The sequence below is a fragment of the Undibacterium sp. TJN25 genome, assembly GCF_049339885.1.
In the GTDB taxonomy this organism is placed as follows: domain Bacteria; phylum Pseudomonadota; class Gammaproteobacteria; order Burkholderiales; family Burkholderiaceae_D; genus Undibacterium.
Map to the genome: position 1 here is coordinate 31875 of NZ_JBMPPM010000002.1, position 20489 is coordinate 52363.

At 57.2% G+C, this 20489-nt stretch carries 18 protein-coding genes; 14 read left to right on the forward strand and 4 right to left on the reverse strand.

What is annotated here, in order from left to right:
* The first annotated feature begins 159 nt into the window (after nt 1-159).
* From ACO0LO_RS03745 to ACO0LO_RS03765, 5 genes are all read left to right on the forward strand, one after another.
* Nucleotides 160-849: a hypothetical protein gene (locus tag ACO0LO_RS03745; protein ID WP_422962856.1), complete on the forward strand. Its 690-nt coding sequence runs from the start codon at nt 160-162 to the stop codon at nt 847-849.
* A gap of 22 nt (nt 850-871) precedes the next feature.
* On the forward strand, nt 872-1516 hold the full coding sequence (locus ACO0LO_RS03750) for a VOC family protein (RefSeq protein WP_422962857.1): 645 nt from the start codon (nt 872-874) through the stop codon (nt 1514-1516).
* 81 nt (nt 1517-1597) lie between these two features.
* Entirely contained in the window at nt 1598-2941 is a 1344-nt protein-coding gene (locus ACO0LO_RS03755; protein ID WP_422962858.1) for a D-serine ammonia-lyase, read from the forward strand.
* 182 nt (nt 2942-3123) lie between these two features.
* Nucleotides 3124-4275, forward strand: coding sequence for an ABC transporter substrate-binding protein (locus tag ACO0LO_RS03760; RefSeq protein WP_422962859.1), 1152 nt, complete (start codon nt 3124-3126; stop codon nt 4273-4275).
* A gap of 104 nt (nt 4276-4379) precedes the next feature.
* A complete protein-coding gene (locus ACO0LO_RS03765; protein WP_422962860.1) occupies nt 4380-4844 on the forward strand; it encodes an REP-associated tyrosine transposase in 465 nt (154 codons plus the stop codon).
* 1668 nt (nt 4845-6512) lie between these two features.
* Here ACO0LO_RS03765 and ACO0LO_RS03770 read toward each other — a convergent pair.
* Genes ACO0LO_RS03770 through ACO0LO_RS03780 form a run of 3 tightly spaced genes read right to left on the reverse strand, consistent with a single transcriptional unit; the run spans nt 6513 to nt 10068 of the window.
* Entirely contained in the window at nt 6513-7091 is a 579-nt protein-coding gene (locus tag ACO0LO_RS03770; protein ID WP_422962861.1) for a uracil-DNA glycosylase family protein, read from the reverse strand.
* A 43-nt stretch (nt 7092-7134) separates the two neighbouring features.
* Nucleotides 7135-9021 carry a TRAP transporter large permease subunit gene (locus ACO0LO_RS03775; protein ID WP_422962862.1) on the reverse strand — a complete coding sequence of 629 codons (1887 nt, stop codon included), beginning with the start codon at nt 9019-9021 and terminating at the stop codon, nt 7135-7137.
* A gap of 12 nt (nt 9022-9033) precedes the next feature.
* Nucleotides 9034-10068 (reverse strand): TRAP transporter substrate-binding protein, encoded by a 1035-nt coding sequence (locus tag ACO0LO_RS03780; RefSeq protein ID WP_422962863.1) that lies wholly within the window; start codon nt 10066-10068, stop codon nt 9034-9036.
* A gap of 414 nt (nt 10069-10482) precedes the next feature.
* Here ACO0LO_RS03780 and ACO0LO_RS03785 point away from each other — a divergent pair, with 414 nt between their 5' ends.
* From ACO0LO_RS03785 to ACO0LO_RS03825, 9 genes are all read left to right on the forward strand, one after another.
* Complete coding sequence (locus ACO0LO_RS03785) at nt 10483-11619, forward strand: sensor histidine kinase (RefSeq protein WP_422962864.1); 1137 nt, start codon at nt 10483-10485, stop codon at nt 11617-11619.
* A gap of 252 nt (nt 11620-11871) precedes the next feature.
* Entirely contained in the window at nt 11872-13281 is a 1410-nt protein-coding gene (locus ACO0LO_RS03790) for a hybrid sensor histidine kinase/response regulator (protein ID WP_422962865.1), read from the forward strand.
* Nucleotides 13282-13396: 115 nt separating this feature from the next.
* Nucleotides 13397-13813: a hypothetical protein gene (locus tag ACO0LO_RS03795; RefSeq protein WP_422962866.1), complete on the forward strand. Its 417-nt coding sequence runs from the start codon at nt 13397-13399 to the stop codon at nt 13811-13813.
* Entirely contained in the window at nt 13813-15261 is a 1449-nt protein-coding gene (locus ACO0LO_RS03800; protein WP_422962867.1) for an RAD55 family ATPase, read from the forward strand. Before ACO0LO_RS03795 ends, ACO0LO_RS03800 begins: the two co-directional genes overlap by 1 nt.
* 53 nt (nt 15262-15314) lie before the next feature.
* Entirely contained in the window at nt 15315-15440 is a 126-nt protein-coding gene (locus tag ACO0LO_RS03805) for a hypothetical protein (RefSeq protein ID WP_422962868.1), read from the forward strand.
* Between the two features lie 20 nt (nt 15441-15460).
* Nucleotides 15461-17131, forward strand: coding sequence for a putative bifunctional diguanylate cyclase/phosphodiesterase (locus tag ACO0LO_RS03810; RefSeq protein ID WP_422962869.1), 1671 nt, complete (start codon nt 15461-15463; stop codon nt 17129-17131).
* Between the two features lie 235 nt (nt 17132-17366).
* The gene (locus ACO0LO_RS03815) at nt 17367-17921 is read left to right on the forward strand and encodes an RNA polymerase sigma factor (RefSeq protein WP_422962870.1); all 555 of its coding nucleotides are present in this window, start codon (nt 17367-17369) and stop codon (nt 17919-17921) included.
* 90 nt (nt 17922-18011) lie between these two features.
* Nucleotides 18012-18329, forward strand: a complete 318-nt coding sequence (locus ACO0LO_RS03820) for a hypothetical protein (RefSeq protein ID WP_422962871.1) — start codon at nt 18012-18014, stop codon at nt 18327-18329.
* The gene (locus ACO0LO_RS03825) at nt 18326-18622 is read left to right on the forward strand and encodes a 4Fe-4S binding protein (protein ID WP_422962872.1); all 297 of its coding nucleotides are present in this window, start codon (nt 18326-18328) and stop codon (nt 18620-18622) included. Before ACO0LO_RS03820 ends, ACO0LO_RS03825 begins: the two co-directional genes overlap by 4 nt.
* A 165-nt stretch (nt 18623-18787) precedes the next feature.
* Here the strand turns inward: ACO0LO_RS03825 and ACO0LO_RS03830 are convergent, their stop codons facing one another.
* Entirely contained in the window at nt 18788-19732 is a 945-nt protein-coding gene (locus ACO0LO_RS03830) for a GGDEF domain-containing protein (protein ID WP_422962873.1), read from the reverse strand.
* Between the last annotated feature and the right edge of the window lie 757 nt (nt 19733-20489).

The following is a 20489-nucleotide window of genomic DNA, read 5'->3' on the forward strand; positions in this document are numbered from 1 at the left end:
TACAGCAGCGACACAGGCCGATCGCAGCAGTGAAATGGAAAATGTCTTAAAAGAGATTTGGTACGGCTGCCGAAAGCGTCATATCATTGCTCGCCGGCGTCCGGCATCGGAACAACGCCCCGGCAGCGTAACGTCGCATGAAGTCAATACAGGAAACCAATGACCGGATATCTCTCTTTGTACGCGGCACCCGTAACGCATCAAAGCACGCTGCGGCGCATGGCATTGCCGGCGATCATCGCGCTGCATATCCTGTTCGTTTACCTGTGGATAGGGGCAAGGCATCAGGCGGCAGTGCAGGGGCATGCCAGCATGCCGCTAGTGCTGAGCTTCTTTTCGCCCGCACCTGAACCGCTGGAAACTACGCGTCCTGCACCTGTGCCGCCGGTGCATGAATTGAAGCCGCAGCCGGTGAATATCCCCTTGCCGCCGCTGGCGCAACCCGACAATACGCCGCGCATCACAGCAACGCCGGCAACAGCCATTGATCAAACACCGCAAACGCCGCAAACCACGCCCATCACGGCTAGCAGCGACATCACTGCCACCGCGATGCGCAGTGTCGGCAAGCTGGACAGGGAATTGCGCAAGGAATTCCCTACCATTGCCCGCGCGCAGCCGGAAACCATGCAATCAAAGCTGGCGAAAGGTATCGCCGCGGCCGGTGTCTCGCAGGAGCGCACGATGCAGGAAAGAATCAGCCCGGACGGGCGCAGGGTTACCAAGATCAGCGGCCCCGGCTACAGCTACTGCGTGACGACTGACAACGTCGGCCACGACGCAGGCTTTGACCAGATGCAGCGTGGCGTACAAAGCCGGACTACCACCTGCGGCACTCTTTTTGACTGAAACCTGCCCCGAAAGCGCCTCTATGCCACGCTGCTTCCTCGACCATATCGCCATTACCGCACCGACTTTGGAAGCCGGCGCCGATTATGTATACCGCGCGTTGGGTGTGTCACCGTTGCCCGGCGGCGAACATCCGCGCATGGGCACGCACAATATGCTGCTGCGGCTTGGCGAGACGGTATACCTGGAAGTAATCGCCATCAATCCCGCTGCGGAGGCCCCCGCCAGACCGCGCTGGTTCGGGCTGGATGCCTTGACGCCGGAGTCGCCGCCCCGGCTGGCTACCTGGATCGCAAGAACAGCAGATATCCATGCCAGCCATGCAGCAAGTACCGAAGCGCTGGGCAACATAGAGCCGATGAGCCGCGGTGCATTGAACTGGCAGATCAGCGTGCCGCAAGACGGCACACCGCCGCTGGGCGGCATGGCCCCGGCGCTGATACAGTGGGAAACCGAAGCGCTGCCGCCCAGCCGCATGCCTGACCTGGGCCTGACGCTGACCCGGCTGGAACTATTCCACCCCGAACCGCAACGGATCGCGGCGCTGCTGCGTTCGCTGGAAACGGACGGACTGCTTTCCGTCTCTGCATTGGCCGCCGGAGAAGTGCGCTACCTGGTAGCGCACATTGATACGCCGCAGGGGCCGCGGGTCTTGTCCGGGCAGTAAGCACGATGGCTGGCGTACAAGCTGCCCGATTGCCCAAGGTGTAAAATCCACAACACGGAATCTACATCGGAAGAAAGCGGCATGAATCTCATTTCCAGCCAGGACCAAGGCCATGCATTGGCCAGCCTGCAAAATAAAACCCCTTTCCTGTGGACGAATCCCGGCCACGGCAGCGTCCCTCACGCCGGAGGCCAGCCTCATCCGCAAGATATCCAGCAGGCCGCTAACCGCCTGCAGCGTTTCGCGCCTTTGTTGGCGCAGCTGTTTCCCGAGGTCGCTGCCAGCGGCGGCATCATCGAATCGGAACTGATGGCTGTCCCCCGGCTGCAGGATATCCTGCTCGGTGGCGGCAGCGCCGACACTGTCAACAGTGCCGGCCGCATCTGGATCAAGGGCGATCATGCATTGCCGATTGCCGGCTCCATCAAGGCGCGCGGCGGCATCCATGAGGTGCTGGAGTTTGCCGAACGTCTGGCGACCGAGCAAGGGCTGATCCATGCCGGATCGGATTACCTGGAGCTGGCGGGGCCGCAGGCGCGCAGCCTGTTTGGCCGATACACGGTGGCGGTGGGTTCCACCGGCAACCTCGGGCTGAGCATAGGCGTAATCGCTTCCGCGCTGGGCTTCAAGGCAGCCGTGCACATGTCGGCCGATGCCAAGGAATGGAAAAAAGAGCGCCTGCGCAAGCGCGGCGTGCAGGTAGTGGAGCACCAGGGCGATTATGAAAAAGCAGTGGCGGCCGGCCGCAGCGAAGCGCAGGCCGATCCATACAGCTATTTTGTCGATGACGAGCATTCGCTGTCGCTGTTTCTCGGCTATGCGGTGGCGGCGTCGCGGCTACAGGCCCAGCTGCATGCGCAAGGCATTGTCGTGGACGCGCAGCATCCTTTATTTGTTTATCTGCCTTGCGGCGTGGGTGGCGCACCGGCCGGCGTCAGCTTTGGCCTGAAGCAGGTATTCGGCGCGCACGTGCATTGCTTCTTTGCCGAGCCGGTGGCGTCTCCCTGCGTGCTACTACGCATGCTGTATCCAGACAGGCCCGGCATCTCCATCTACGACATCGGCCTGGATAACCGCACCGATGCAGACGGTCTCGCGGTGCCGGTCGCCTCCGAACTGGCGGTGGACGTCATGCGGCCTCTGCTGTCCGGCGTATTTACCGTGGAGGACGATGCGTTGTTCCGCCATCTATATCAGTTGCAGACCAGCGAAGGCATACGCATAGAGCCATCCGCCGCCGCCGGTTTTGCCGGCCCCGGCATGCTGTTGCAGACGGATGCAGGGAGGGCATATTTACAACAAAACGGGCTGGAGCCTCTGATGGGGAATGCCAACCACATCCTGTGGACGACCGGCGGCCTGTTCGTGCCCGAGGATGAATATGCAGGCTTTCTCGCCCGCGGCAAAGCGCTTGACGCGGAGTGAGCGCAATATGGCCTTGCATTGCTGAGCGGTAACATATACCATCAGAAAAATACCTTACGGCAATTATAATTTTTATATTACGCGCCAGGCTGATGCACGCATCAGCTTGCCACGGCAGCAGGATTCCAGGCTGACAGATCCAGTACGACGTTGAGCCTAACAATTTCAATAATGGGGACAAAATGAAAGTACATCAAAAACTGGTCTGGGCTGCAGGCGTCAGCCTTGGCCTGGCTTCATTGCTGGCAAGCGGCGTGGCACGCGCGGAACCCGGCATCACCTCCGACACCATCACGATAGGGCAGTCCGCCGGCTTTACCGGCACCGCAGCCGAAGAAGTGAAGCAGGCGACCGCCGGCGCGCAGCTGTATTTCGACATCATCAACAAGCAGGGCGGCTTATTCGGCAGGAAGATCGTGCTGGAATCGTTGGATGACGGCTTTGAGCCCAAGCGCACCGCAGAAAACACCCGCAAGCTGATCGCCGACAAGAAAGCCTTCGCGCTGTTCCTGTACCGAGGCACGCCGACCACGGAAGCCGTGCTGCCGCTGATCGACGAAGCAAAGATCCCGCTGATTGCCCCCGTCAGCGGCGCCTCCTCGCTGCATGAGCCGGCCCAGCATTACCTGTTTAACGTACGCACCAAATACCGCGATGAGGTGCATTCCGCCGTTGCCCAACTGGCCGGCATGGGGCTGAAGCAGTTTGCCGTGCTGGCGTCGAATGACTCCTTCGGCCTGGATGCGCTGGAAGGCTTGAAAGAAGCCATCAAGAAAAACAAGCTGCCAGAACCGCTGATCGCCAATTACGAACGCAATACCGTCGCCGTGGAAGGCGCGGTGAAAAAGATATTTGAGGCCAAGCCGCAGGCCGTGCTGCTGTTCTGTACCGCCAAGCCATGCGCTGCGTTCATCAAGCAATACCGCGAAGCGGGTGGCGGTCAGCAGCTGGTCACTTTGTCCAATGTCAGTTCGCAGGTGTTCCTGCAAGGCCTGGGCAAGGATTCGCGCGGCCTCGGCATGACGCAGGTATTCCCCAACCCACGCAGCGCCAGCGTGCATATTTCCAAGGAATTCCTCACGGCGCTGAAGAACCGTTCCGAACTGTCTGATTCCTATCCCACACTGGAAGGCTACATCTCCGCCAAGGTACTGGTGGAAGGCCTGAAACGCGCCGGCGCCAAGCCCACGCGTGAAGGCCTGGTTACTGCGCTGGAAAGCATGGGCGGATACGATCTGGGTGGCTTGACCTTGAACTACGGCCCCAAGAGCCGCGACGGCATCAGCTTTATTGAGCTGACGGTCATTGGTAAAGATGGTTATGTATTGAGGTAGTACTGCAGCACTTAGCACCTGGAAATGGTCAACTACAGGAGAAGCCTTGTATCGGGCGGTACCTACTTCTTTACAGCCACTCTACAAATCGCCTTGCCTCTTATTTGACGGACCACGTTGAATTATTGAGGCAAGCGCTTCAAGGCGTGCAGATTGCAAAGCCATTTCATATTGATGCCATCGTCATATTGCCCGAACATTTGCATACCATCTGGACTTTGCCGGAGGGCGATGCGGACTATGCCACGCGTTGGAAAAAGATAAAACGCGACTTTACCCATGCCCTGATTCAGAATGGAGTTGCCCCGACGAAGAACAAAAGGGGCGAGTATGATTTATGGCAGCGACGTTATTGGGAACACACAATTACGGATGACATGGATTTGCAAAGGCACGTGGACTACATCCATTTCAACCCGGTGAAGCACGGCCTTGTCACCGAAGTCTCGGCGTGGCCGTATTCCTCATTCCACCGTTTTGTCCGGGACGGCTTATTACCCTTGAACTGGGGTGGCAGCAGCGGTGCCGACAATATTAAACTAGCTGGCGAATACAAAATCCCAGAGTAGGTAGCCTGGATGGAGCGAAGCGCAATCCGGGAGCAGTCCACGAAAATAATTCAAACTTGGTGCGAGCCAAATTCATACCTTGCAGGATGGATTGAGGCTGAGCCCCGGATTACGCTACGCTCCATCCAGGCTACGTATGGTGTGCTACGACCTTGGAAATAAGATGCCACTCACCCGCCAATATTCGCCTCACCGGCGATAAAAAAATCCTAAATAGGTAGCCTGGATGGAGCGCAGCGCAATCCGGGAGCGCTCCACGAAAACGATTCAAACGTAGGGCAAGTCAAATTCATACCTTGCAGGACGGATTGAGGCTGAATCCCGGATTGCGCTACGCTCCATCCAGGCTACGTATGGTGTGCTACGACCTTGGAAATAAGACGCCACTTCACTCGCCAATATTCGCCTCACCGGCGATAAAAATCGCGGGGTAGGTAGCCTGGATGGAGCGCAGCGCAATCCGGGAGCGCTCCACGAAAACAATTCAAACGTAGGGGAAGCCAAATTCATACTTTGCAGGATGGATTGAGGCTGAGCCCCGGATTACGCTACGCTCCATCCAGGCTACGTATGGTGTGCTACGGCCTTGGAAATAAGATGCCACTTCACTCGCCAATATTGGCCTCACCGGCGATTAAAAAATCTCAAGTAGGTAGCCTGGATGGAACGAAGCGCAATCCGGGAGCAGTCCACGAAAACGATTTAAACGCAGGGTAAGTCAAATTCATACTTTGCAGGATGGTTAAGGCTGAACCCCGGATTGCGCTACGCTCCATCCAGGCTACGTATGGTGTGCTACGACCTTGGAAATAAGACGACACTCACCCGTCAATATTCACCTCACCGGCGATAAAAATCCCGGGGTAGGTAGCCTGGATGGAGCGCAGCGCAATCCGGGAGCGATCCACTAAAACGATTCAAACGTGGTGCGAGCCAAATTCATACTTTGCAGGATGGTTGAGGCTGAACCCCGGATTACGCTGCGCTCCATCCAGGCTACTTATGGTGTGCTACGGCCTTGGAAATAAGATGCCACTCACCCGCCAATATTCGCCTCACCGGCGATAAAAAAATCCTAAATAGGTAGCCTGGATGGAGCGCAGCGCAATCCGGGAGCGCTCCACGAAAACGATTCAAACGTAGGGCAAGTCAAATTCATACCTTGCAGGATGGATTGAGGCTGAACCCCGGATTACGCTACGCTCCATCCAGGCTACTTATGGTGTGCTTCGGCCTTGGAGATAAGACGCCATTCACTCGTCAATATTCGCCTCACCGACGATTAAAAAAACCACAAGTAGGTAGCCTGGATGGAGCGCAGCGCAATCCGGGAGCAGTCCACGAAAACGATTCAAACGTGGTGCGAGCCAAATTCATACTTTGCAGGATGGTTGAGGCTGAACCCCGGATTACGCTACGCTCCATCCAGGCTACTTATGGTGTGCTACGGCCTTGGAGATAAGACGCCACTCACTCGTCAATATTCGCCTCACCGACGATTAAAAAAACCACAAGTAGGTAGCCTGGATGGAGCGCAGCGCAATCCGGGAGCAGTCCACGAAAACAATTCAAACATAGGGTAAGCCAAATTCATACTTTGCAGATGGATTGAGGCTGAACCCCGGATTACGCTACGTTCCATCCAGGCTACTTATGGGTAATCGAACCTCACGCAAGCACTTCCCGCACCAGCACCCGCAACTCCGGCAGCAATTCTTCCTCAAACCAGGGATTGCGTTTCAGCCACAGCCTGTTGCGTGGGCTGGGGTGGGGTAGCGGCACGGTATGCGGCCAGCCTTTGCGCCAGGCTTGTACTGTTTCGGTAACCGAGGCCTTGGGTCCGGGGAAATGATAGGCCTGCGCATACTGGCCGATGACCAGCGTCAGCCGGACATTCGGCAGGTGGGCCAGCAGGGATTGCCGCCAGGCCGGCGCGCACTCCGGCCGCGGCGGCAGGTCGCCGGCTTTGGAACTGCCGGGAAAGCAGAAGCCCATCCCCATCAGCGCGACCTTCCTGGCATCGTAAAATACATCCGGCGTCATGCCCAGCCACTCGCGCAGCCTGTCGCCGCTGACATCATTGAACGGTATGCCGGTCTCGTGTACTTTGCGGCCCGGCGCCTGGCTGGCGATGAGAATGCGGGCGGACGCATGCATCTGCAGCACCGGCCGCGGTCCCAGCGGCAGGTGTTCTGCACACAGCGTGCAGGCGCGGACTTCGGCGAGCAGGGCGGCGAGGCTGCTCATACGTGCCGGTCTTCCTGTTTGGGCACGACGCTCATCCTCTCCATCACAAAAATCCCGTCGATATCCACGGCACCGCCGCAATCAGTATCAGCGCGATAAACAGCGCGCCCAGGTAAGGCCATACATATTTCATCGCATGGTCGGGGTTCACGCGGCCTATCGCGCAGGCGGCATAAAAGCCGACGCCGAAGGGCGGTGCGAACAGGCCCAGGCCCATTGCAAACACTACTACCATTGCATAATGCACTTCATGGATGCCGACCGCACGCGCGACCGGAAACAACAGCGGGCCGAACAATACGATGGCCGGTATGCCTTCCAGCACGCTGCCCAGTATCACGAAGGCGAAGACCGAGATCACCATGAAACCCGCCTTGCCGCCGGGCACCAGGGACATGCTCTCCGCCAGCAGGTGGGAGAAGCCGGATTGCGTCAACCCCCAGGCCATGGCGGTGGCGCAGCCGATGATGAACAGGATGGCGCCGGACAGCGAGGCCGTCTCCACCAGCATCGGGTACAGGCGCTTCCAGTCAAACCGGCGGTATATCAGTAGGCCGACCACGAAGGTATAGGCGATGCCCACGGTGGATACTTCCGTTGCGGTAGCGATGCCCTCGGCCACTACGGTGCGGATGACAAAGGGCAGCGCAAGCGCCGGCAGTGCAATGAAGAACAGCTTGATGATCTGGCCCATGGTCGCCCGCTTTACGCTGGACAGGTCTTCACTGCGCGTGTGGAAAAAGACCACCACGGCGAGCGCCAGTGCGCCGATCAGCGCCGGCAGCAGGCCGCCGGCAAACAGCGCCGCAATCGACACGCCGGTGACCGAACCTATCGTAATCAGCACTAGGCTGGGCGGTATGGTTTCCGACATCGCGCCGGAGGAGGACAGCAGCGCAATCATGCGGCCGTCTTCGGCGCCGCGCCTTTTCATTTCCGGCAGCAGGGCCGGCGCCACTGCAGCCATATCCGCTGCTTTGGAGCCGGATATGCCGGACACCAAGTACATCGCACCCAGCAATACATAAGCGAGGCCGCCGCGCACATGGCCCAGCAGCGAGGCGAGAAAATCGACCATCGCCCTGGCCAGCCCGGTCATCTCTATCAGCAGGCCGAGGAAGACGAACAGCGGCACCGACAACAGGATCAATGCCGACATGCCCTCATCCATGCGGCTGACGACGATGGTCAGCGGGGTTTGCGTCGTCAACGCCAGATAGGACAGCGTCGCCACGCCGAAGGCAAAGGCAATCGGCACGCCGCAGCCTACGCACACCGCCACCACGCCGACGAAAAAGATCAGCAGGTTGATATTGCCCAGCTTGAAGAACAGCGGCTGCGCCGCCCACAATGCACCGCACAACAGACCGAAGCAGGCCAATGCAATCAGCAGTTGCCGTCCGCGGGCTTGCTGCAGCAGCCGTATCAGCACGATCGCCATCATCATCACCGCGCCGACGCCTATCGCTGCCACGCGCAGGCCGTCATGGATTTCCAGCGCCGGTGACGTGATCATCCACTGGTCCTGGAAATACTCATACGCCGGCAGGATGATTTCCAGCACAAAGGTCGCCACCACCAGTTGCGCGGCAAGCTGCACCCAGTGCCTGGCACCGGGCCGCAGCCGGCTGACCAGCGTGGTCAGCCGCATGTGTTCACCGCGCCGCAGGGCAATCACTGCGCCCAGCATCGCCAGCCACAAAAAGAGGATGGACGCCAGTTCATCCGACCAGGTGATCGGTGCATTGAACACATAGCGCGAGGTGACGCCGGCCAGCAGGATCAGGATTTCCAGCGCCACCAGGATGGCGGCCGGCACTTCGCTGGCCCAGGCGAGCAGCCTGTCCAGCTTGTTCAGGATTGGATAAGGCGAGGGCGCAAAGGAAACACCGGCGTCCGCTGCGCCGGCGAGTGGTTGGCTGGTATGCATGAGGCTGTTTCTTTATTCCAGTTTGCCGGTGTATTTTTCCAGCAAGGCCCAGGCATCGGCGCCGTACTTCTTCTTCCATTCCGCATAGAAGCCGGATTTTTTCAGCGCTGCGCGGAACAGGTCCGGGTTCACTGCATTAAAGGTCAGGCCCTTGGTCTTCAGTTCCACTTCCAGCGTGTTGTTCAGCCGGCGCACGTCGTCGCGCTCGTTGATGGCGGCATTGTTGAAATGTTTGGTGACGATGGCCTGGATGTCTTTCGGCAGCTTGGCCCAGTTCTTGCCGCTGGCCAGCAGCCAGAAACCGTCCCACATGTGGTTGGTCTGCGAGCAGTATTTCTGCACTTCATACAGTTTGGCGGTCTGGATCACGGCCAATGGATTTTCTTCGCCGTCTACAATCCTGGTTTGCAGCGCCGAATAGACTTCACCGAAATTGATGCTGGCCGGCGCCGCGTCAAAGGCCTTGAACATCGATGTCCACAAGGGGCTGACCGGCACGCGTATCTTCATGCCCTTCAGGTCGGCAGGGGTGTTGATGGGTTTGGACGAACTGGTGATCTGGCGAAAGCCGTTGTCCCAGATTTTTTCAAAGGGGTGCAGGTTGGCTTTTTCTATATTGCTGCGGATGAAGGCGCCGAGCTCGCCATCCATGGCCGGCCATACCTGCTGGTAATCCTTGAACGCAAAGCCGATGCCGTTGATGGAGGCCACCGGCACCAGCGTGGACAGGATCAGGCCGGACAAGGTAAAGAAATCTATCGCGCCGGAACGTACCTGCGACAGCATGTCGGTATCGGTGCCCAGCTGGCTGCTGGGGAAAATCTGTATGCTGACACGGCCATTGGTTTCCTTGCGGATGGCGTCCGCGGCTTCTTTCGCGCGCACGTTCAGCGGATGGGTAATGGGCAGGTTGCTGGCGAATTTCAGGTTGAATTCCGCGCTTTGGGCAAAGGCGCTACCGCTGGCAAGGCCGGTGGCGGAGGCGAGGGCGCCCAGTGTCAGTGTGGATGCATTCGACAGAAAATTTCTGCGCTTGGTGTTCGGCATTTGTCTCGTCCTGTTTTGTCCGGTTATATCGGATACCTGTTGGAATATCTGTTTAGTCTTCTGGTGTTGGTAGCAGGGTAAAGCCGTCCGTCAGGCCCAGGGTGGCAGGCCGGTTTGCAGCGGCCCGGTAGGGCCGCAAATAAGTCGATGAGCCGATCTGTAAATCGGCCTATAAATCGTGCACAAAGATACGCTGTGGACTGTTTATTTGTCAATTTTAATCGGGGGCCAGCCGTCGGGGTGTGAGAAATGTCGTTTTACCTGCCACCGCAGGCACATATTCGCCCAAAAAACCCGGTTTAGGAAAGATATTCACCTATAAGGTTTTTCCAGACGTTAAAGCGATACAATGGGGCGGTTACAGGTCACCTTTCCGGGGTACAAGCCTTATCCGCATAGTGGATAAGGCGCATAATGAAACTCTCTCATTTCATCAACGAACACATCGAAGAAATCCTCGTTGAATGGGACTCTTTTGCCCGCACCTTGCAGCCCGCAGCAAAGGGCATGTCCATGCTGGCGCTGGAAGACCATGCGCGGCAGATGCTGGCGGCGATCGCGCTGGATATCGATACCGCAGAAAATCCCGCACAGCAATACGAAAAATCCAAAGGCATGGCGCCGGCACGCATCGGCGCGGAAAGCGCGGCGTCCATCCATGGCACCCAGCGGCAGGTCAACGGTTTCACGCTGGTGCAACTGACGGCCGAATACCGTGCATTGCGGGCCACCGTGCTGCGGCTGTGGCTGCCCAAAATAGAACGCGTGACCGAAGCCACCACCAACGACATGATACGGTTCAATGAAACCATAGACCAGGCGCTGGCTGAATCCGCGGTGACCTACTCGGAGCGGGCGACCCGCACGCGCGATACTTTTCTCGCCATCCTCGGCCATGACCTGCGCAGCCCGTTGACGACCATCACGATGGCCGGCGATTTCCTGTCCCGCGCCGAAGTGGGTAATGAGCGCACGCTGAAGGTGGGCGCGCGCATCAAGCGCAGCGCCGCGACAATGACGACGATGGTCAATGATCTGCTGGAATATGCGCGCACCCAGCTGGGCGGCGAGATGCCGGTGACGCCGAGCCTGTCCAATATGCGCGACATTTGCCAGTCGGCGATGAATGATGCCAGTGCAGCCCACCCGAATTGCGAGTTCAGGATGGAAATCTCAGGTGAACTGGCCGGCTATTTTGATAGCGCGCGCCTGCACCAGGTATTCGCCAACCTGCTCAACAATGCGGCGCAATATAGTTCCAAGACTTTCCCCATTACCATACTTGCGGTCGGCGAGCCCGATGCGGTATTCGTGCATATCAGCAACCGCGGGCCTGTGATTCCTCCGCATTCCTTGCAGACCATCTTCAATCCACTGGTCCAGCTTTCCATGGATGGGCATGAGGCAGACCGGCCCTCCACCAGCATAGGCCTGGGGCTATTCATTGCGCGCGAAATTACCGAGGCACATGGCGGCAGCATTGCGGCCGCCTCCACCGACGCTGCAGGCACCATATTTACAGTGCGCCTCCCGCGCATGCAGCTGGCCTGAACCGGCACGCTGGCCCGGTTCAGGCCAGCCCGGGTCTGATGAATTCCCGTGCTGCATCCCTTTGTGATGGTGTGTATGAAAAGAAACTACCTGCAGGTTGATGACGCGCGGTATCGTCCTACATGCTTAATAACTAAATAGATATCGTTTGTAGAACAAAAAGAGTACTGTGTAACAATCTAGTAAAAGCAATAGCTTCCGGTCTGGCAACTCGACAGAATCAAGCAAATCAACAGGGCCGTTCCAGCCAACATGACCGATATAAACGAGGCGCAGTATGTGCCTTCCGTTCACAACAGGGATGATGCTTCGTTGCTGCAATCGCAAGATGCGAAACAGCTGCGGGTGAAGGTCGTCGATCTGCTGACGCAGGCAGACGAAGAAGCAGAACTGGTCCGTCTCAGGATCGCCGGCCTTGTGGCCTCGGTGGGCCAGTTGCGCGAAGCCGCAAAAGGCAAGGATGCGCTGGAAGACCTGGTGCTGAAGCTGCGCGATGCCAACCATAACCTGATCATTGCCACTTTCAGCGCCCAGGATTTGCAGGCGATGGCCGAAGCCGCCGCGCACCGGCAGGATGAGTTCCTGGCAATGCTGGCGCACGAGTTGCGCAACCCGCTGGCGCCTATCATGATGGCGGCCGAGTTGATGGGCAAAGTCACGATATCTCATCCGCAGCTACCCAGGCTGCATGCCATCATTTGCCGCCAGGTCAATCACCTGACCCGCCTGGTGGATGACCTCCTGGATGCTTCGCGCGTCAGCAGCGGCAAGATCACCTTGCAAAAGCGCGTGCTGCTGCTGTCGGAAGTGATTGAAAACGCGGTAGAGACCAGCCAGCCCTTCATCGATAAGCGCAAGCAGCTTCTTACCCTACAAATGCCGGCGGAAGCCGTCGCCGTAGACGGTGACCTTGTCCGTCTGGCGCAGGTGTTCTCCAACCTGCTGATCAATGCCACCAAATTCATGCCGGAACGTGGGGAAATTACGCTTTCCACCCACCTGGCGGACGGTTCCGTCGTCATTTCCGTCAAAGATAAGGGCGTCGGCATCGCTCCGGATATCCAGCCCTTCATCTTTGACCTGTTCAAGCAGGGACCGCACGCGCTGGACCGTTCGCAAGGCGGGCTGGGTATAGGCTTGTCGCTGGTGCGCGCTATTGTGGAAATGCATGGCGGGACAGTGACGGTGAAAAGCGCCGGCGCCGGCTTCGGCAGCGAATTCATCGTGACGCTGCCGGTCTCGGCAGAAATGCCGGTGAAGATCGACCAGCCGCCGTTAAAAAACCTTTCATTCCGCGCGTTTAAAATCCTGATCATCGAAGACAATACCGATGTCAATGCCACGCTGAGCGATTTCCTGACGCTGGAAGGGCATGCCACCACGTCCGCGTATGACGGCATGGCCGGCATTGCGTTGGCAAAAGACAATGACTACGACATCGTCCTGTGCGATATAGGCCTGCCGGGCATGGACGGTTATGCCGTCGTCAAACAACTGCGTCTGGATGCGGTCCCGCCTTTGCCTTGCTATATCGCTCTCACAGGGTATAGCCAGGCGGAAAACAGGAATCTGGCCAGGGAGGCGGGGTTTGACCATTACCTGGTAAAGCCCATCGCCATAGACGTCCTGACGAACCTTGTCTCATCCTGTGTCCCCTACTGACGCGCACATGGCTACACTTTGCTTTTTTCCATCTTGCGCCCATGCTTGCACCTTAATTCCGGCGGATAAATTTGCCCTTCACCCTTTCCGTTGTATAGCGGGAATACATTAATTTATGGCAACCAACGACGATCAACGCCACCGAATGATAGCAAGGGCCGTGACGCAACGCCCCGATGCTGTCGTGGATGTGACGATACACCTGTGGGAACGGCTGGCCGCCGAACTCATTTTAATCATTGGAGACGGCGGCTTCGAGTCGCTCTATTCAAGAAGCCTTCATCTTACGAGCGCAAGCTTTTCATGGATGGCGAACAGTCCTCCAGCGCAAGCCTCAGATTCCCGGTTCGCAGGTTTAAGAACCTGCCTTGAAGGGCAAGATGCCACAGCAGCCGGGGAGGCAAGCGTTGCCTTGCTGGCCACCTTCATCGATATATTGAGCGCTTTAATCGGCGAGTCCTTGACGTCCAGCATATTACGTTCGGCCTGGGGTGATGACGCACTGAATGCAGCAGCAAAGGAAACTCCATAATGAGCAATAAAGTGACAATACGCCGCCTGGCGACAGGCGTTCCGGGGCTGGACGATCTGCTGGGCGGCGGCCTGCCGGAATTTTCGTTCAACCTGCTGGCGGGCACGCCCGGTAGCGGCAAGACGACGCTGGCGCACCAGATGATGTTTTCGCTGGCCAACCCGGAGCGCAAGGCCCTGTTCTTTACGGTGCTGGGCGAATCGCCGTTGAAGATGCTGCGCTACCAGCAGCAGTTCCCTTTCTTCGACGTCGACAAGGTCAACCATTCGATCAAATTCGTCAACCTTGCCGCCGATTTGCTGAAAGGCGATTTCGACCGCGTGCTGGCCCGCATCAGCGAGGAAGTGCAAAATTTTTCACCCAGCCTGGTCTTTGTCGACTCTTTCCGCTCGGTGGTGCAGTCGGCCCAGGCCATGGATTCCGGCGTCGCCGGCCTGCAGCATTTTGTGCAGCAGCTCGGCATGCAGATGACGGGCTGGCAGGCAACGACTTTCCTGATCGGTGAATACCTGGCGCCGGAGGCCGAATCCAGCCCGGTATTTACCGTGGCGGACGGCATTATCTGGATGTCGCAACTGGTGCACCGCGATGCCATGATACGCAAGATACAGGTCGTCAAGATGCGCGGCCAGGCCCAGAGCCCGGGCGTACACACTTTCCGCATCAGCGACGACGGCTTGCGGGTGTTCCCTCGGGCGGTGCTCAAGAACCATATAGAAGAGGATTTCGAGATATCGGGAGACAAGCGTTTGTCGATGGGCATACCCATGCTCGACAAAATGATGGGCGGCGGCTTGCCCGCTGCCTATTCCCTGCTGGTAGTGGGACCTTCCGGATCAGGAAAAACGGTGCTGGCGACACAATTCTTGGCGGAGGGGGCGCGTATAGGCGAGCGCGGCGTCATTGCCTCATTCGAGAAAAGCCCCAACCAGTTGCTCAGCCTGCAGTTGGACAAACTGGTCAAAAACGGCGATGTCGGCCTGATCAATACCCGCACGCTGGATTTATCGCTGGATGAGATATTGCACGACCTGGTGGAGATGATCAACCATACCAAGGCGAAGCGGGTGGTGATCGATTCCCTCTCCGGCTTTGAGCTGGCGCTGGCGTCGGTGTTCCGCGAAGACTTCCGCGAAGCGCTGTACCGGCTGGTTGCGGTACTGACCGGCATGGGGGTGACGGTACTGATGGTGGCGGAACTGGAAGACCAGTACACGTCCCTGCGTTTCAGTTCTTACGGCAATGCCTTCCTGGCGGATGCCATCTTGATGCAGCGTTATGTAGAGGTAGAAGGGCAATTGAAGCGTGTGATGTCCGTGGTGAAGGTACGCGCCAGCGCGCATAGCAACGATATCTGCTTCTTCGATATTTCGCAAAGCGGCATTGAAATCGGTGAGCCGTTGACAGGCTACGAAGGTATTTTGTCCGGTTATCCGACAAAGGGCTAAAAAAATCAAGCAAGGGGTGCGATACCGAACCGACTATTCCAGGTATCTGCCCCATGGTGCAAGTCAGTTTTCTCGATCAGCGGCGTTACAACGAACAAAAAATGGCCACGCCGGCATTCCTCATTGAGCAAGCTGAAAAGATGTCCGGCCGCACCACGGCCAGTCTGCAGTCAGAGTGACCAATCGGCAGAAAGACGCAATGAACAACAAACAGCAGGACGGCAATGCCGGGCATGACGATGGCCAGGCCGGCGCGCCAGGTCAGCCATTGGATCACGCGAAATCTGCTGAAAAAAATATCTCGCGCCGGGAAAGCGCCGTGATCGACGCTGCTGCAATAGTGTTGCTGCGCGAGAAACGCGTCACCGAGCGGGAAGATGCGGCGCACATGCGGGAGATGGGAATCTCTGCGTCCGAATCTTCCCAGGCGTCGGCAAATGACCACGTGGTGTTGTTGCAGCAAGCCAATACCCATCTCATCATTGCCTCCATAGAGGCGCATAAGCTGACAGAGCAGGTCGAAACAGCCAAGGATAAGCTGCATTACCTGGCACACCATGACGTGCTGACGGATCTGCCCAACCGCCTGCTGCTGCAAGACCGCATAGGCCAGGCCATAGAGCGTGCCCGCCGCCAGGGCCAGAGGCTGGCGGTGATGTTCATGGACCTGGACAGGTTCAAGCACGTCAATGATTCTCTTGGACATTCCGTAGGAGACGAACTATTGCAGTCGGTGGCCCGCTGCTTGGTGGCGTGTGTACGCCACTCCGACACCATCAGCCGCCAGGGCGGCGATGAATTCGTGCTCTTGCTTCCCTATATCGAACACGCGGAGGATGCGGCATTGTCTGCTCAAAAGGTGATTGCGGCGCTCACCCCCGCGCATCACATAGGCGGATATGACCTGCATGTCAGCGTGAGCATAGGCATCAGTATTTTTCCGGATGACGGAATCGATACGGCAGGCCTGATGAAGAATGCCGACACGGCCATGTATCACGCCAAGGAACAGGGGCGCAATAACTACCAGTTTTTTTCCGATGCGATGAATGCCCGCGCGATGGAAAGGCAGGCAATAGAGTCCAACCTGCGGATGGCATTGGAAAAACAGGAATTTGTGTTGCACTACCAGCCCAAGGTCAACCTCGAAACCGGCGCCATTACCGGGGCGGAAGCACTGCTGCGCTGGAAGCATCCGCAGTGGGGGCTGGTACTGCCGGCGAGATTCATGTCGATTGCGGAAGAGTGCGGGCTGATCGTGCCGATAGGCCGCTGGGTCTTGCGTGAAGCCTGCACGCAGGCCAGGCGGTGGATTGATGCCGGGGTTGGGCCTGTTCCGGTTGCCGTCAATATCTCTGCGCTGGAATTTCGTCACAAGGATTTTTTCGGCGGCGTGCGCGACATCCTGAGCGAGAGCGGGCTGGACGCGGCATCGCTGGAACTGGAAATCACGGAAAGCGTACTGATGCGCGATGCGGAAACCAGCACTGCCATCTTGCAGCACCTGAAGGACATGGGCGTGCAGCTTGCAGTGGACGATTTCGGCACCGGCTATTCCAGCCTCAGCTACCTGAAGAAATTTCCCATCGACGTGCTCAAAATTGATAAATCTTTTGTGGACGACATTGCTACCGCCGCCGGCAACGGCATTATCGTCAGCGCCGTCGTTGGCATGGGGAATAAGCTCAAGCTGAAAGTGATTGCGGAGGGTGTCGAGAACCAGGCGCAGCTGACTTTCCTGCAAGCGCAGAATTGCGAAGAAGGGCAAGGCTACTTCTTCAGCCGCCCGCTGGTCGCCGAAGAATTCGTCCGCCTGCTCGTCAACCGGCGCCGTATGTATCGCGCGCTGGACAAAAAGAATACGCCATAAAGCCGGCGTCGCCATGGCGCCGCGCCATCTTCGTCAAGACCCTGCTGCTTGCCAACGGGGCAAGAACTAGTCATGCTTCTCTCAATTCTGGACAGTTTTTAGGTCCGGCGCATCCTGCCCAAATCGATTAAGTCGATTTATTTTCATCTTCCTGCAATATTTCCGAATGTGATACGTCTTCACAGGTATGGAAACGACGCTGAACCCTGTCGGCCCAGCCGGGCCTGGTGAAACGATGGCCGAAAAAGAAAATCGCATCACTGAAACCGTCCTGCGCGAGCGTGCGCGGCTGGGTAACTTCATCCGCAGGCAGGTGTCCGATCCCGGCGAGGCGGAAGACATCCTGCAGGACGTTTTTTACGAGTTTGTTGAAGCTTACCGTTTGCCCGAACCGATAGAGCAGGTGGGCGCCTGGCTGTTCCGCGTGGCGCGTTACCGCATTATCGACCGCTTTCGCAAGAAGAAGGAGCAGGCGCTGCCGGAGGCTTCAACGGAGGACGAAGGCGGCTCCTGGCTGGATGAGGTATTGCCGTCTTCCGACGCCGGGCCGGAAGCGGCGTATGCACGGACGGTGCTGCTGGAAGAACTGTCCCGGGCGCTGGCGGAGCTGCCGGCCGAGCAAAGCGAAGTGTTTATCGCCCACGAGCTGGAAGGGCGCAGCTTTGAAGAGTTGGCGGCGGAAAGCGGCGTGAGCCGCAACACGCTGCTGTCGCGCAAACGCTATGCGGTGCTGCACCTGCGGCAGCGCCTGCAGACGATTTATGACGAGTTCAATGACGAATTTAAATGATGAATTTAAATGACGAATCCGAACGATAAATTTGAGCAATGAATTCGAATGATGAATTGAATGATGAATTGAATGAAAAGGAAAAATGAAATGATCCGCAAATACAAAATTGCCAAAATAGCCGTGCTGGCGCTGGTTGGCTTGGCCGTGGTGCCCTGGGTAGTCATGTCGCTGTGGAACTGGCTGATGCCGGCCCTGTTCACCGGCGTACACACGATTGATTACCTGCGCGCGCTGGGCCTGCTGGCCTTGTGCCGCATACTGTTCGGCGGTTTTCGTGGCCACGGCGGAGGCTGGCGCCGTCACCGGCACATGCAACAGCGCTGGGAACAGATGAGTAATGAAGAGCGTGAAAAATTCCAGCAAGGCATGATGGGTTTTCGTGGTAGGGGCAGGGATCAGTCATGAAAAAGAAGGCCGATGCGAACTGTAAGCAGGCTCCGGGCATCATCGTTCCGGTGGTGAACCTGAAGCGCTGCGAAGGGAAGGCGGATTGTGCCGCCGTATGTCCGGAAAACGTCTTTGAGGTCCGGCGCATAGACGATGCAGATTATCAAGGCTTGGGCTTGCTGAATAAGCTGAAATTGCGCGCGCACGGCATGCAGGTTGCCTATACGCCGAACGCGGATGCCTGCCAGGCCTGCGGCCTATGCGTCAGCGCCTGCCCGGAAAAAGCGATTACGTTATCCAGGGCTGCTTGAGTCTGGCAGCGAAAACGGCACATGCGGCAAATGCGGCAAGGCATGCGCTGGTGCTTCAATGTAGACGCTTAACGATTTCACCTAGCTGTTGCATCGGCCGGTTGAATCCGCAGCCGAGCCCCGGCATTAAGGGAATTCATTTCAGTCGGCTAAACCACTATAACGCTACAAGTTCGAACACTCAATGCGGTTACGGCCATTTTGCTTGGCTTTGTACAGCAATTTGTCCACCGCCTCGACGAAATCCTTGGCTTCCATCTCGGCTGAGGGTTTGATCGTTCCTACACCCATGCTGGCACTGACAAAGCGGCCGATAGTAGAAGCCTCATGCGGGATCTGCAGATTTTCCAACTTGCGCTTGCAACGCTCGGCGACATGCAGCGCAGCATTGGCGTCGGTTTCCGGCAATACCAGCACAAACTCTTCGCCGCCAAACCGCGCAACGATGTCTCTCGAACGGGTCACCGACAGGCCCAGTGCCTGCGCGATTTGCTTCAGGCATTCGTCGCCTCGGATATGGCCATAGTAGTCGTTGTATTGCTTGAAAAAATCCACGTCTACAACGATCAGCGACAGCGGCTGCCCGTTGCGTCTTGCACTCGCCCACTCGGTATCTAACGCCGACTCAAACTTGCGTCGGTTGGCTACGCCCGTCAGGCTATCCTTGAAGGAAAGCGCTTCCAGCTCCTTCTGCAGGATGATCAGTTTTTCTTCACTCTTCTTGCGCTCGCTGATATCGAACATGAAGCCGATCAGTGAATCTACTTCGCCCTGTTCATTGCGTACCACGTGCACCACGTCGCGTATCCATACATAGCCGTCGCTCTTGGTCAGCGCGCGGTAATCCGCTTCGTGATCCACACCGGCTTTTGACTGCGCCACGCAAAAATTCACGACGTAATCCCGGTCTTCCGGGTGCATACGCGTTGCCCAGTCTTCTACCGTCAGCCAGCTGTCCTGCTTCCAGCCCAGCAAAGGCTCTATCTGCGGGCCAATATAGGCAAACTTCATTGTCACCCAGTCTATCTTCCAGGGGATAGCCTTGGTCGATTCCAGCAAGGTCCTGTAGACCGCGTTGTCGCTATCGAGTTCAAGCTTTTCTTCAGACATACAGTGCTCCACATTTAATACATTAGTAATTTAAAAAAAAGGGACTAATCCCGGCCAGGCATTATGCCTTGGGAATTGGATTGGTGTACTGTTGGCTTTGCGGTCCAAAAACAGTGGAAGAAACTGTACTTGGCGTGTAGCAGAGTGTGGGTCATCAAGGTGCTTGTTACAAAGCCACCCCTGATGTTCGAGGTCGGAACGCCTGGTTCTTCGTTTAATCCCTGAAGAATTTTCGACAGGGCTTTGCTTTCCTTTTTTTTTCAAGGGGGGGGGCAGCGCTCTCGCAATATATCGCGCACTGTTCGCGAGCATTTTCCTCCAAGCTGACTCTTTATTACTTTCATCGACATTGAGAGGTAAATCGGAAGACATGATCGTCTGGAAATGGCCGTAACGGTCACACGACTTTATCGCATCTGACGTGAGGTGCCATTTAAGGTATAAGCCTGCGCAGCTTAAATGAGGCTTTGGCTAATCCCGCACCACACGCCAGCCTTACATCACTGCCTGCCAAGTCCTGCCTTCTTCTGCTTCTTTTCTTCTTTCTTTTCTTTAGGGGTTTTCAGCGGCTGTTTCTTTACGGCTTTTTTATTGTCCTGGCTTTTACTCATGATCTTTCTCCGTCAGTTGAAAAACTTAAACCTATCGCATTTTTGGCATTCAGACGCGTTGCGCCTGCGGGCTAACCCATGCTGCAGTCTACACCATGCAGGCAGTGCCGTAAGTTAATCGTGCACTGCAGCATGCCGCGGCCTCT